The sequence below is a fragment of the Actinophytocola sp. genome, from assembly GCF_036002505.1.
Lineage (GTDB): Bacteria > Actinomycetota > Actinomycetes > Mycobacteriales > Pseudonocardiaceae > DASYTH01.
In genome coordinates this window covers 1-13951 of the sequence record NZ_DASYTH010000168.1, presented here as the reverse complement: position 1 = coordinate 13951, position 13951 = coordinate 1, and the positions used below count along the sequence as shown (strand labels likewise).

General features: G+C 68.3%; 11 protein-coding genes and 2 pseudogenes. 6 read left to right on the top strand and 7 right to left on the bottom strand.

The window, feature by feature from the left end:
• Window positions 1-116 precede the first annotated feature (116 nt).
• The 4 genes and pseudogenes from VGR06_RS14555 to VGR06_RS43885 all read right to left on the bottom strand — a co-directional run.
• Window positions 117-281, bottom strand: coding sequence for a hypothetical protein (locus tag VGR06_RS14555; protein ID WP_327559599.1), 165 nt, complete (start codon window positions 279-281; stop codon window positions 117-119).
• A 194-nt stretch (window positions 282-475) separates the two neighbouring features.
• A complete protein-coding gene (locus tag VGR06_RS14550; RefSeq protein WP_327559598.1) occupies window positions 476-2920 on the bottom strand; it encodes a galactose oxidase-like domain-containing protein in 2445 nt (814 codons plus the stop codon).
• Window positions 2921-3308: 388 nt separating this feature from the next.
• A complete protein-coding gene (locus tag VGR06_RS14545; protein WP_327559597.1) occupies window positions 3309-3827 on the bottom strand; it encodes a hypothetical protein in 519 nt (172 codons plus the stop codon).
• A 232-nt stretch (window positions 3828-4059) separates the two neighbouring features.
• Window positions 4060-4335 (bottom strand): annotated as a pseudogene (locus VGR06_RS43885) (transposase); the annotation flags it as partial.
• A 563-nt stretch (window positions 4336-4898) separates the two neighbouring features.
• Between VGR06_RS43885 and VGR06_RS14535 the strand changes: the two are divergent.
• From VGR06_RS14535 to VGR06_RS14520, 4 genes are read left to right on the top strand one after another with little or no spacing between them, the layout of a single operon-like run.
• Window positions 4899-5693, top strand: coding sequence for a tryptophan 2,3-dioxygenase family protein (locus tag VGR06_RS14535; RefSeq protein ID WP_327559595.1), 795 nt, complete (start codon window positions 4899-4901; stop codon window positions 5691-5693).
• Window positions 5694-5749: 56 nt separating this feature from the next.
• Window positions 5750-7051 (top strand): hypothetical protein, encoded by a 1302-nt coding sequence (locus VGR06_RS14530; RefSeq protein WP_327559594.1) that lies wholly within the window; start codon window positions 5750-5752, stop codon window positions 7049-7051.
• Entirely contained in the window at window positions 7048-8235 is a 1188-nt protein-coding gene (locus VGR06_RS14525) for an aminotransferase class V-fold PLP-dependent enzyme (RefSeq protein WP_327559593.1), read from the top strand. Before VGR06_RS14530 ends, VGR06_RS14525 begins: the two co-directional genes overlap by 4 nt.
• A complete protein-coding gene (locus VGR06_RS14520; protein ID WP_327559592.1) occupies window positions 8232-9254 on the top strand; it encodes a methyltransferase in 1023 nt (340 codons plus the stop codon). Before VGR06_RS14525 ends, VGR06_RS14520 begins: the two co-directional genes overlap by 4 nt.
• Window positions 9255-9722: 468 nt before the next feature.
• Here the strand turns inward: VGR06_RS14520 and VGR06_RS14515 are convergent, their stop codons facing one another.
• Entirely contained in the window at window positions 9723-10109 is a 387-nt protein-coding gene (locus VGR06_RS14515; RefSeq protein ID WP_327559591.1) for a hypothetical protein, read from the bottom strand.
• A gap of 210 nt (window positions 10110-10319) precedes the next feature.
• Between VGR06_RS14515 and VGR06_RS14510 the strand changes: the two genes are divergently transcribed.
• Window positions 10320-10751, top strand: a complete 432-nt coding sequence (locus VGR06_RS14510; protein ID WP_327559590.1) for a hypothetical protein — start codon at window positions 10320-10322, stop codon at window positions 10749-10751.
• Between the two features lie 120 nt (window positions 10752-10871).
• On the opposite strand, the gene acs is transcribed toward VGR06_RS14510, so the two are convergent.
• A complete protein-coding gene (gene acs, locus VGR06_RS14505; RefSeq protein WP_327559589.1) occupies window positions 10872-12986 on the bottom strand; it encodes an acetate--CoA ligase in 2115 nt (704 codons plus the stop codon).
• Between the two features lie 49 nt (window positions 12987-13035).
• Window positions 13036-13323 carry a hypothetical protein gene (locus tag VGR06_RS14500; RefSeq protein WP_327559588.1) on the bottom strand — a complete coding sequence of 96 codons (288 nt, stop codon included), beginning with the start codon at window positions 13321-13323 and terminating at the stop codon, window positions 13036-13038.
• Window positions 13324-13798: 475 nt separating this feature from the next.
• On the opposite strand from VGR06_RS14500, the pseudogene VGR06_RS14495 reads away from it, so the two are divergent.
• A pseudogene (locus VGR06_RS14495) lies at window positions 13799-13951 on the top strand (aquaporin); the annotation flags it as partial.

The window sequence follows — 13951 nt, the reverse complement described above, 5'->3', positions numbered from 1 at the left end:
TTCGCCCGCCCACCGCTGGTGCTGCGTGGATCGGTCGACCAATCCCAATAGTGCAGCGACAGGTCCGGATCGACCTCGCGGATCAGCTCCTCCGTCCGGTTGACAAGCTCCCGGTGTCACGGCACGAACCCCAGTCCGCCGTGCACGTCCACGCCACCGACGTGAGCGTCCTTGTGGATATCCTCCTGCTTGTCCCAGTACGACACCCCGTCGCCGTAGAACTTGGTGGTGTCCAGGGCTCGGATCGCGGCAATCAGCCGATCACGCTCGCCCTGACTCACCGTCGTGCACCGGTCACACTCGTAGGGCCTGTGGTCGATAGGAGGTCCACAACGGATCGCCCCGCGGATAGTCCGACGGTGACCGTTGACGATGAGCTCGTCGAGAGATCTCATGCTTGACGAACCCATCCCGGAGTTCAAGGACCGTTGTTGCAGGTCGCTCCCTCTTTCCACCTATCGAGTCCGCGAGCTGCTCAGGTCAGGTGAACCCAGCGGGCAACCGAGGGGATCCGGTCTTGACTAACCACGGTGAGCATGTACCAGCCGGGCGGGGCCAGGCCGGGTCCGGCTGGAGTCGCTACCTGGAGCTGGACAACTCCCTGGGCGGTGATGGGCAGGTCGACCAGTCGCTGGTGGCAGTCGAACGCGTGGGTGGTCGAGCCGGGGCTGATCAGCTGGGCCCACAAGAGGCCACCCGCCTGGGGTGACTGCACGGTGACCGTCTGGCCGTAGCCCCACTCCGTTGGGGCGGCTGTGATCTCGGGTCGGGCGCCCCGGAACAGGTAGGGCGGCCGGTACACCTCGAGGCGTAGCTCCTCGTTGGGCTGCGGCGGCTCCCACGGCGCCCGGTTGCCGTAGGGAGGCGGGTTCCCGCACGCCGTGATCACCCGGCCATCGGGTAGCAGCAGCGCCACCGAGTGGTACAGACGCACGACGTCGGCCACCGCCCCGGGTCGCCATTGGCCGGTTTCGGGATCGTAGATCTCGGACTGCAGGCGGGGGATGGGCATCATTGCCCCACCCTCGTGGGTCATCGCTCCACCGCTGACGAACACCGTGCGGTCCGGTAGGAGAACGGCATTGAGGTGGATGCGGGGCAGGCTCATCGGCGTCGACTCGAGGTACGCCGGCGCCGCCGCCTGCAGGTCGACCGTCTCGGTGTGCCCGGTGGCGTTGGCCATCTCCATCCCGGGCCCACCCCCCATGATCATCACCTGCTGGCGTTGCGCCGGCGGCAGCAGGACGCTCGAGGACTGGTTACGCATGACGCCGTCGAGAATTGCGGCCACCGGCTGGAACCCGACGGGCTGGTGGCCCAGGTCGAGGATGCCGGCCTGCTGGGGACGACCGTCGTCCATCCGGCCGCCGCTGAAGAACACGCGTCCGTCGGCCATCACGAACAGGTGGGCGTAGAAGGGCAGGCCCACGAAGTTTGCCGGTGGGTGCAGCTGAATCCACTGGTCGAGGCCGGGGTCGTAGACCTCGAATTCGGGGTTGAGGTCGCCGTTGGTGTCGTTCTTGCCGCTGACGGCCAGGATCCGCCCGTCGGGAAGCGACAGCAGCGTGGGGTACCAGCGGCCGTGTGCCGTCGGTGGTCGGGTCGACCATTGGCCGGTCGTCGGATCGAAGGAGGCCACATCGCGCTGGCCGAGGTTGTTGCCGTGGTTGTAGGCCAGGTTGCCGCCCCCGGCGAGGATCCGGCCGTCGGGTAGGGGAGCGTGGCCGCAGCAGAAGAAGTCGAAGGGGCGGCCGTCGGCCCGGTCCAGCGTGGCCGGGTGCGCGAAGTTGGTCCCCGCCGGCGCATCCGGGTCCCAGACGACGCTGGTCCACATGCCCTGCGTGACGTCTCCGAAGGAGGGGTCCGCGTCACGGACGGTGTTGTTGCCGGAACCGGCGAAGAAGAGGACGTGGCCGGTGCGCAGGACGGCGGCGTGGATGGCCAGCACCTGGGAGTCGTACGGCAGTATCTCCCAGGTGCCGTGCACGGCGGGGTCCTCATGGAGCGGAACGGCCAGCGTGAAGGCGTTGTTGACGCCGGGCGGCGCGTCGACGGCGAGGGCGACGGCCGCTGGCCCTGTGCCCAGGTCGGCCGCGGCAACCCCCGCGCCTTGGTTTTCCCAGGAGGGCCAGTTGTTGATGCCGAGCGGCACGGACCAGGTGGCCGCCACGCCGTCCGGCCCGAGATCCGTGCCAATGCGGTAGAACGCCTGGTTGCGGCCCACCGGATTGTCCACGGCGAGCACGACCAGGTCGGGCCGGCCCGAGCCGGACAGGTCGGCCACATCGATGCCGGCGCCCTGGTTGTCCCAGGAGAACCAGTCCGGGACGTCGATCCACGGTGTCCAGCCGCCGGTCACCACCCCGTTCACATCGAGGTCCCGGCCCAACCGGTACAGGCCCCGGTTGGCCTCGGGCCCGTTGTCGACCATGAAGACCACGAGGTCCGGCCGGCCCGATCCGGTCACGTCGGCGACGGCGACGCCAGCGCCCTGGTTGTCCCAGGAGAACCAGTCCGGCACGTCGATCCACGGCGTCCAACCGCCGGCAACGACCCCGTTCTGGTCGAGGTCGCGGCCCACCCGGTAGAGCCCCCTGTCGGCCTGCGGCCCGTTGTCGACCATGAGCACCACCAGGTCGGGCCGGCCCGATCCGGTCACGTCGGCGACAGCAACGCCAGCGTCCTGGTTGTCCCAGGAGAACCAGTCCGGCACGTCGATCCACGGCGTCCAGCCGCCGGCAACGACCCCGTTCTGGTCGAGGTCGCGGCCCACCCGGTAGAGCCCCCGGTTGGCCTGCGGCCTGTTGTCGACCATGAACACCACCAGGTCGGGCCGGCCCGACCCGGTGAGGTCGGCGGCGGCGGTGTCAGCTCCCTGGTTCTCCCACGAGAACCAGTCAGGCAGGGCGGAGAACGGCATGCGCACCTCCCGGCAGATGATCAGTTAAGAAAGGGTCACCGCACGGACACCGACGTCCGGCCGCCTTCACCGACTCCTGGCGGTCGTGAGCCCAGCGCCGACGAGTGCGAGCGGCGCAATCGCAACAAATGCGGACAGCCAATGACTCTCGCAACGACCCATCTCGGCCACAGTCCCGGTCCACTGCAGCGGGCGGAATACCCAGACTTTCAGAGCAGGGCGCACGGCGCAGTCGGACAGTCGACACCCACATGGATCCGATGTGCGGTCGTTCGTGGGTCGCTGGCGGGCCGAGACAGCCTCGCGGCGTCATCGAGCCGACCTCGCATTGGCCGCATCGCTGAGCATCATGACGGCCCACGCGCAGTTGTCCGCGACGCTTGTGCAGTCAATCTTGGGGCGTCGACGCCCTCACCCCGGCGGGCGCGCTCCTTGGCTTCCGCTGGCCGGGCGACTCGAGCGGCCGGGTGGTGGCCTGCCCGTGAGCGGTGATGCGGTTGGCGAGGTAGGCGGCGTCGTCGTGGACGAAGCCGAGCAGGGCCGAGCCGCGGGTGTGCTGCCAGGACAGGCCGAGGACATACAGGCCGGGAACCTCGGTCACCCCGCGCCGGTGGGCGATGCGGCCGCCGTCGGCCGCGCCGGGGATGTGCAGCCAGGAGTAGTCGGGCCGGAAGCCGGTGGCCCAGATCACCGTGGTGACGTCGAGGGTGCTGCCGTCGGCGAACCGTGCCGTGTGCCCGTGCGCGTCGATCAGGCGTGGCCGGAACCGCACGCCGGCCCGCTGCAGCCGGCGTCGGGTGGTGCCGATGATGAACTCGCCGCGGGCTCGCATCCGCCGGCCGAGCCGGGAGTTGGTGCTTACCCGCATGAGGCCGAGCCGGCTGAGCCACCGGCCGACCGGGAGCACCTGGCCGATTGGCTGACCCGGTTCGACCCGACCGCGGTCGGGCCGGTGGCGTTCGCGATGGAAGGCTGCAGCGGCTGGCGGTACATCCCCGAGGAGATGGCCAACGCCGGCATGACAGCGCATCTGGCCGAGCCAGCCGAAACGTCCGCGCTACGCGGCCCGAAACGGCGTGCAGCCGCCAGTTCACCGCCGCCGAGGCGGTGTCGGTGACCAGGTGCACGCTGACGCCGACCTGGCAGTTGCCGGTCTTGCCCAACGCCCCACAGTACTGGCGGGCCACCCCGGGCGAGGCGTCGCCATCCTTGGGAAAGCCGACGTTGTCGACCACGTACGCGTTCGGGCCGACCGCGGCCAGTGCCCACCGGGCCAGGTTGGCCCGCACCACCGTGTGGTCCCACGTCGAGGACGACACGAACTGCCGTAACCGCTGATGATCCACCCCCGAGTCGGTCGGCCATCGGCTGCATCGACTTACGCCCCCGTCGGTGAGCAGCCCCCGCAGATACAACTCACCGTTGACCCGCTGCTCGGCACGCCGCAACCGACCCGATGTGACCGGACAACCGGCCCCGACGGGCAGGCATCCACATCAGACTGTCCACCTGAGACGCAGCCAACACCGTACCGGCACCGACAACGAACGTCAGCACACACCACACTGACCTCGGCAAACGGCCTACCTAAACAGCATTGCCTCAAGCTCCGGATAGCTGAGCCACGGCGATCTTGTTGTCATGGGGCGTACGACCTGGCCGGACGTCGCGATGGGCGCGCCACGGCCGAAGATTTCTCACGCGTGACAGGCGTGTTACATCTATTGACTGCGGACGATATGTCGCCATCGTCCTGTGAACGCTGTCGGAAGTCGGCGCCTCCGGCACACTGCTGGGGCACGCATTTGCAACTCAAGCTGCAAGAACGACACCAAGAGGGTAGCCCCGAAGTCGGTCCCCGTACGCGCGGTTTCACGGTGAGCAATGAAGAGGGGTCCGTCCCTGCGCGTTGGACGATAGGTAGGCCTCTTGGATATTGGCTCTTGTCGTTGGATAGCCATCGACGCAATGATCCTATTTGGACCCGGCGGGGTCGGACTCGCCGGCCCCGAAGGAGAGGGACGTATTCGTGAAGCGAAACAGCCGACCTGCGCTGCCCGGCGATGGCGACACGGACTATGCGCGCTACATCCGTACGGACGCGTTGCTCGACCTGCAACGGCGCCCCGAGGAGATGGTTCACCGCGACGAACTACTCTTCCAGGTGGTGCACCAGTCCACTGAGCTGTGGCTCAAACTGGCGGTGGCCGAGTTGACCGAGGCGACCGTCCGGATCGACGACGGCGAGCCGACACAGGCCGAACTGCTACTGGCCAGGGCGACGCTCGCGGTCCGGCTCGTCACCGAACAACTGGAGATGTTCCGCCACCTGACGCCAGCCGATTTCCAGGCGCTCCAACCGGCGCTCGGCAACGGCTCGGGTGCCGAGTCGCCAGGCTGGCGGCAGGCCCAGGCCGCGAGCCGGAAGCTCGGCCAGGCGTTCGTCAGATTCCTCGCCGAGCGACACATCGACCTATTGACGCTCTACTCCGGAGAGCCGGCCGACCCCGTCTATCGGTTGGCCGAGGCGATGGTGGAGTGGGATGAGCGGGTCTCGCTCTGGCGGGTGCGGCACTACAAGATCGCCATACGGATCGGCAGCCACGGTGTCATCGGCAGCAAGGGCAGCCCAGCGGACATGCTCGCCAAGCTGATCGATCACCGGTTCTTCCCGAACGTGTGGCAGGTCCGCGCGAACATCGCCCTGGGCGGCTCAGCGGGGCACGACTCCCACGCTGATACGTCCCGACCAGGGCTCCTATGTGGCTCCTGAGGGCCAGATCATCACCGCCCGCGTCTGTCGACTTCGAGATCGCTGAGGTACGGTCCGTGCGTGAGCTGATGAACTGGCTGTCTGGTGGATCCAATCCTGACAGCTTCCCTTACTCCGAGGTCCTGGCGGAATTCCACCGGACCGGTAAGCATTTCGTGGCCAACGAGCTACTCGCTCTCCTCGACCAGGCCCGGACGGCCTCTGCCGCACCGCCGGCCGGCGGAGCGGCAGCCACGACCGCCGGAGAGCACTCCTCCGTCCGGTTCCTGCGGAACTTCCTCGACGTCGCGCTCGATAAGTGGGACGGCCGATACGACTACCAGACCTATTTGGCGCTGAAACTGCTCCGGATGCCCCGGGCGAAATTCACCGACGACCGGCGGGTAGCGGATCCGGCGGGCATGCGACGCCAACAGGACCGGCTCTACCTGCAACTGATCGCCGATGCCCTGGCCTTCGAGCTGGCCGCCGAGGCCCGCACCACCGACCTGCTGCCCCAGCAACGTCCGGAACCGGCCCTGGTGGTCAAGCGCTACCGGCTCGGGATCCGGGCCGCATCGCCCGTACTGACCCGCCTGGGACTGTCAGCACCGGTCGACAACCCGGAGCCGGCGGCCGCGGCGGCTGCGCTGCACGCAGTTGTGGTCGCCGACCAGACTGCCGCGGAGCAGCGGGAACTACGGCTCAGCATGCTGCCGGTCTATCTGGTGCACGACGAGTACCTGTTCATCCGGGTGCTCCAGGCGTACGAATGCACATTCGCGTTACTTGCCGCCGAGTTGCAGTCGACCATCAGCGCCCTGGCCGGCGGCCTGCCACGGCCGGCGGCCAATCGACTGGCGTACGCCCGGGACCTGCTCAATCTTTCCTCGCCGCTTTTCTCGCTGATGGCCAGCATGCAGCCGGAGTCGTTCCGGACATTCCGGGTCCACACCGAGGGGGCCAGCGCCGTCCAGTCTCGCTCCTACAAGCTGGTGGAGTCGCTGTGCCGTACACCGGAGGAGCCTCGATTGGCGTCCATCGCTTACCGGTCGGTGCCCGAGGTCCGCGACCGAGTGCTGGCCGGACAGCCGTCGGTCGAGCAAGCGTGCCGGGCGGCGGTTCGGGCCGGCCTGCTGACGGAACCGGACCGTCGCCTGCTCGATAAGCGGATGGGTGAGTTCGCCGCGGCGCTGATCCAATGGCGCCAAACGCATTACCGGATAGCAACCCGGATGCTCGGCGCCCGTTCCGGAACCGGATACACCGAGGGGACGCCATATTTGGCTGCGGTGCGATCCATCCCCGTTTTCACCACTGACACTACGACTCCTCTTCCGTTACACCGCGCCGAACCGACTGGGGGCGATCCCGAGTGAGTGAACCCGACCCGCAACGTAGGGTCGACACGACCCGACGTCCCGATACTGGCCCGAACGCCGCGATACGTGCCCAGTTTCCGCTGCTACAGACCTGCGTCTATCTCAACAACAACTCGACCGGTGCCGTGCCGCGGGCCGCGGAGAACGTCCTGACTCGCTACTGGGAGACGCTACGCACGTGGCGGGACGACGTCTGGGAAGGATGGCACGACGGCCTCCAGAAATACGCCGACGGGTTAGCGGCGTTCATCTGCGCCCCTCCGGGCAGTGTGATCACCGACGCAAATCTGAGCACCCTATTGACGCGGATCGCGACCTGTTTCAACTACCACGCACCCCGCAACCGGGTCGCGACGACCGATCTGGAATTTCCCACCATCCCGTTCATCTGGAACGCATTCCGCCGGTACGGCGCCCAACTCGACGTGGTCGGCTCCGGCGCCCCTCAAGTCGACGAGGAGGCACTGGAACAGCGAATCGACGAGCGCACCCTGCTGGTGTGTGTACCGCACGCCAGTTACACCTCGGGTGCCACCATCAACCTGCCCCGTCTGGTGAAACGTGCACACGACGTCGGTGCCCTGGTGATCGTCGACGCCTTTCAGAGCGTCGGAGTCATGCCGCTCGACGTTACCGCGCTCGACGTCGACTTCGTCCTCGGCGGCGCGCACAAGTGGATGTGCGGCGTCGGGAATGCGTTCCTGTACATTCGTCCGGACTTGCTACCCGGCCTCGAACCGGCGGCGACCGGCTGGCAGGCCGGTAACCGGGCGCTGACGTTCCAGCCGTCGACGGGCTGGGCGCCCGACGCCCAACGGTTCGCCGGCGGGACACCGTTCCCGCTCACCTCACTCATCTCCCAGATCGGCCTGGACCTGCTGGCCGGTGTCGGCATCCAGACCATCCGGGCACACTCACTGGCGTGTACGGAGCGGATCCTGACCCGGGCTGAAGCAGCCGGCATCCAGGTGGTCAGCCCAGTGGAGTCGCACCGGCGAGGCGGCGTCGTGTGCCTGGACATCCCCGACGGCGAGGCGATCAAGCGGCGACTAGCCGAGCGGAACATGATCTGCAGCTGGCGCGGCTACCTACGGATCGGCCCTCACATCTACAACACCCTCGATGAGATCGACGAATTCATGGACGCACTTGAGCACGAATGGCGAGGAATTCGACGATGACCACCACACCGCTGTCTCCCCGCGCACTGATGAGTCTGCTCATCAACGGGACCAAAGCCATCGACGTGCTCGAGACCGCACTCAACATCGGACTGCTCGACGCGCTGGAACCGGGGCCGGCCGGCCTTCGCGAACTCGCCGCACGCTTCGAGCTGCGACCACTGCGCCTCTACAAATTCCTGGACTGCCTGGAGAGTCTCGGATTCATCCAGCGAGACGAGCCCAGCGACGACATCAATGAGGCCGCGTACCGCGCCGTCCCCGGGCTCCTGGCCGCCACGACGGCGGTCGTCGGACCGGACGCGGTCGAGCGCGACCGAGACAGGTACCCGTGGCGGCGGCTGCACGGCCGGTTGGCGGAAAGTCTCCGCGGCGAAATCGGCATGACCGATGACGACTTCGCCTGGCCGCCCAAAACGGACGATCAGACCGCCGCCTTTGAGCAGAGCATGTCCGTCGGGCTCGGCCCGGTCATCGAGACGTTCCACCACCACGCTCACCGGCTGTGGCCAGGCCGACGTCGCTTCCTCGACGTCGGCGGCGGCGACGGTACGCTTGCCGCACACGTTCTCAACGACGCCCCGGACCTGATGGTCGACGTCTACAACCTGCCGGCAGTCGCCCCGCTGGTAGAGCAGACCCGAAGCCGCTGCGGTCACCCAGAACGCCTGAGCTTCGTCGCTGGCGACTTCCTCACCGAACCGCTGCCACCCGGCTACGACGCGCTGGCCTTTGTCCGGGTGCTGCACGACTGGCCAACCGCCATCTCCCGCCGACTGCTCGAGAAGGCATACCAGGCCCTGCCACCGGGCGGGCTGCTGCTGATCTGCGAAGAGTTCCGCACCCCGGACCGTCTGGCGATGCAGTTCTTCTGGTCCTACTTCCTCATCGGCGTCGACAGTTGCGTCAGTCGCCTGCGCGATGTGGACTTCTACACCAGCCTTCTGGAGGAGCTCGGCTTCGAAAACATTGGGATGCTACCCGGCGGCTGGGAGCTGGTTATCGCACACAAACCGTAGAACGGCGTCATCGACTGAGACGCGGACGCGGTCGGCGCGGTGCTGGGCGATCTGGCCGCGCGGCGCAACCAGGTGACCAGCTCTACCGCGCGGGCGGACACCGTCGTGGTAACGGGCAAGCGTCCAGCTGGCCAAGATCCTCGGCTACCCACCGCGGCTCCGCGGCCGTACCCGTGGCCCGGGGCACCTTCGCCACCCGGCCGAGCGGCTACTTGCCGTGCCGGCATCGGCGGCCGCGTCGCCATGCGACGGTCGCGGCATCCACTTCGGATGCCGCGACCCACGCATCACCTCGGGCCGTGCTCGCACTGCCGCGAACACCGCGCGATACCGCAGATCTACCCGCGGCACTCGCCGCTGTGCCGGCCGATGCCGTTGGAGCCTTCCCACCGCCCAGATCGGTCTTTGCCCGGTCAGTGCCGGTCGGGCGGCCGATGGCTGAGACAAGCCCGCTGAGCGTTAGCGCCACTACTGGTCAAGCAGTGCGGCCAAGCCGGCATCACCCTGCGCGAGGACCGGACTGCCAGCGGCGGGAACCGTCATGATCCGCTGGCACCGGTCGAGTTCGACGTAGACCTCAGCAGTCGCGCCGTCAGCCGCTGAAAGCACGGCGAAGCGGCTCGCCGGCGTCGAGCACTTCCCGGCGGCCGCCGCCAGCAGCGATTTCTCAATCAGGGTCCGACGTTGCGGCGTCAGGACTACGCCGTGCTCAAAGTCGCCAGCGGGCTTCCCCGTGCCCTGCTCACTGCTCGGAACACGGTAAACGCAGAGGCGGACCCGCTCCCCGGCCGAGAACGGGTCCGAGCCAACGGCGGCACGCGCACGGGAGCCCTGCGTCGTCTCGACCGCGATCATGTCGGCCCACCTCTGACTGCAGCCAGAGGCCGCGGCCTGAGCCGACTCGATCTCGTTGAGGACGCGTGTCGCCACGCGGGTCAGCCGTAACCCGGCTACCGCCTCTGGCAACTCGGCGCGGACTTGCCGCAACTGTCCTTCGGTGCCCCGGGCCGTACCCAGCGGCCCTGCAGCTGGCCGCCCACCGCACCCAGCGTCGTCGCACACCGCGTGGACCTGCGCTTCCTCGACCGCGACCCCCGGCAGGAACACCTCGTCCTGGCCGGCCGGGCCATCGCCTACGCGTTCGCCATCACCGAGGTCATCCGGTGGGCCACCGAGACCACGCCGACCCCGGCCGCGCCCGTGGTCCGGGCGCGGTGGAGCGTCTTGGCGGTCACTAGCGTGTTGGACACCGTCGCCCGCGGTCCGCAGGTGGCCCGGGCGGTCTCCATCTACACCACCCCCGCCCCGAGTCTGGTCTCCCGCGACCGGCATACCACCTACGCCGCGATCACGCTGCGGGCCCGCGACGACGACCAGAAGCTCGCCGACTACCGGGTCATCAAACCGACCTGCGCGCCGGCGGCGACCTCCGTACCCAGTACGGTCGGTGCTTCGGACATCGCGCGCCTAGACGCTATCCTGCCGGTGCGCCTATAGCTGCTCATCGCGGACGCCGGTCCACAGAGCAGGTCGCGGCCGGCGACGCGGGGATCGCCACAGCGTGGGGCGCACGCACGACGATTCGGGTTGTTGCCACACCCGGGTGGATGGTGGCTGTTATTCGGTGTGGCCGAAGGCTTTGATCTCTTCGGCTTCCTGGGCTGTGAGTTCGCGGGGGACTTGGCCGCGGGCGAGTTTGGCGGCCTGGATGTGGTGGCGGATGTCGTCGACGATCTCGGGGTTGGCCAGGGTGGAGACGTCGCCGACGTCGGTGAAGTTGGAGATGCCGGCGATGACCCTTCGCATGATCTTCCCGGAGCGGGTCTTGGGCATGTCGGGGACGATCCACACGTTGGCCGGTCGGGCGATCTTGCCGATTTCGTGTTCGATCGCGGCGGTGACCTTCCGGGCGATGTCGTCGCTGGGGGCCAGCCCGGGTTTGAGGGCCACGTACATCTCCACGGCCCGGCCGCGTAGCTCGTCGATGACGGGGACGGCGGCCGCCTCGGCGATCTCGGGCACGGTGAGGCTGGCCGATTCGAGTTCCTTGGTGCCCAGGCGGTGGCCGGCCACGTTGATCACGTCGTCGACCCGGCCGAGGATGCGGAAGTAGCCGTCGGCGGCCTGCACCGCCCCGTCGCCGGCGAAGTACGGCCAGTCGTGCCAGTCGGTGCTGTCCTTGTCGCGGCAGTATCTCTCGTAGTAGATCTGCACGAACCGGTCGGGTTGGCCCCAGACCGTCTGGAAGATGCCTGGCCACGGGTTGCGGATGCAGATGTTGCCGGCCCGCCCGCTACCGGCCTCGACAACATCACCATTCTCGTCGTAGATCACCGGATAGACCCCGAGCACGCCGGGGCCGCAGCTGCCGGGCTTCATCGGCTGCAGCGCGGGCAGCGTGGCGCCGAGGAAGCCGCCGTTCTCGGTCTGCCACCAGGTGTCGACGATGACCGCCGTACCCTTGCCGACCGTGTCGTGGTACCAGCGCCACACCTCGGGCTCGATCGGCTCACCCACGGTGGTCATGTGCTTGAACCGGTAGTGGTATTTGCCCGGCTCGTCTGGGCCGAGCTTGCGCAGCATCCGGATGGTGGTGGGTGCGGTGTGGAAGATGGTGACGCCGAGGCGTTCGGCGATGCGCCACGGGCGTCCGGGGTCGGGGTAGGTGGGTACGCCCTCGTACATGACGCTGGTGGTGCCCAAGGCGAGGGGGCCGTAGACGATATAGGAATGCCCGGTGATCCAGCCGATGTCCGCCGCGCACCAGTACGTGTCGGTCGGGTGGATGTCCTGGTAGTACTTGGAGGTGCCGGCCACGTAGGCGAGATACCCGCCAGTGCTGTGCTGGCAGCCCTTGGGCCGGCCGGTGGTGCCGCTGGTGTACATGAGGAACAGCGGCGCCTCGGCCGGCATCGACACCGGCTCGACCAGCCTCCCGCGATAGTCGGCCAGTAGCTCGTCGACGAAGAAGTCCCGGCCGTCAACCATCGGCGACTTCGATGCGTACTGGCCGGGGTGGCGTCGCCACACGAGAACCTTGTCGACCCGCTGGCCCAGCGCCGCGGCCCGGTCGAGGGCCTCGTCGGCCTTGGTCTTATGGTCGACCAGGTCCCCGTTGCGGTAGTAGCCGTCCATGGTGACCAGGATCCGGCTGCCCGAGTCGGCGATCCGGTCGCCGCACGCGGCGCCGCTGAACCCGCCGAACACCTCGGAGTGGATCACGCCGAGGCGGGCGCAGGCCAGCATCGCGACCGGTAGCTCAGGCACCATCGGCAGGTGGAAGGTGACCCGGTCACCAGTCTGCAGGCCGGCGAAGTCGCGCAGTAGTGCGGCGAACTCGTTGACCCGCCGGTACAGCTCCTGGTAGGTGACCGCCTTGGTGTCCTCGGTCTCCGGCTCCGGCACCCAGATCAGCGCTGCCTTGTTCCGGCTGGTCGCGAGGTGCCGGTCCACGCAGTTGTAGCAGGCATTGAGCCGGCCGCCGACGAACCACTTCCAGAACGGCGGGTTACTGGTGTCCAGCGTGGTGTGCCAGCCGGCGTCCCAGTCCAAAAGGTTCGCGTACTCGGTGAAACACTCTGGGAAATGCTCCTCGGCGAAGCGTTCGAGGATGGCCGGGTCGGCCGCGTTGGCCTGGGCGATGAACGCCTCCGGCGGCTGGTAGTACTCCTCCTCACGCCAGTGCACCGCGATCTGAGCCTCAGAAACCTGCGGCTGCTGCTCCGCGCTCATGTGGCTGTCCTCCTCGGGAGGTGGTGGCAATCGGTGCCGGTCGGCGGGGCTATGGGTCGGCGAGCAGGCCGGCGCAGACGCTGAACTCCCGCAGGTCGGCCCCGACCCGGGCCTGGCGGGTGAAGGCCGCCTCATCGCCACGCGCGAGGGAGTTCCAGCACAGACCGTCGTCGAGCGCCAGTGCGCGCACCACCACGCGGGTCAACGCTGCCACCGGCCGGGTCTCGGCCTCACGGCGCAGCCCGGCGACGTCTCGGGCGGCCGTTTCGTCCGCCGCGACGGCCTGCAGTCGCGCGAGCAGGATCGACAGTTCACCGGCGATGTACTGCTGCGTCATCCCGACCGCCACCCCGCCGCTCCCCGGCACGGCCCGTACGGTTGAATTGACTGCTGTTGCGACGGCGTCTACCGCGAGAGGTCACACGGTTCCGCGGCCGGGCGCCACCATCGCTGGCTGCCACCGCGAGGCGGCCGTCCGGTTGGTGGGTGCACGGCATCGCCTGCCCCGCTTCGAAGGCCAGCCGGCACACGCCGCCCCTCCTCCCACATGCTGGGAGACCCTCATGGTATCGCCGGGCCTCGGCAATCCATACACGCTGCCTGTGCCGGATTTCGCCTCGCTGGCTGGTCGGGCCTGTCCGGCGGCGTCGGCTGGAGCGCTGTACCCCGCCGCAGGCAGTACCGCTCGCCAGCCGCACGGTCGGCTCGGGAAACACCGGCCGCATTCGGCACCGTCGCCGGCAGCGTCGCCCGGCCAAATACATCGATGCCGGTAGACGTCCGCCACCCTCGCGGCGACCGAAGGATCCCTCGGCGTCGCCGCGGCCTACGCGGTGGCACTCACCCTTGCCGTGTGGATCTTTGGCGCCGCGTCCGGCGCCCACCTCAACCCCGCCGTCACCATCGCTGTGGCGGTGCGGGGCCGGTTCGCCTGGCGCGACGTGCCCGGCTACCTGATCGCGCAG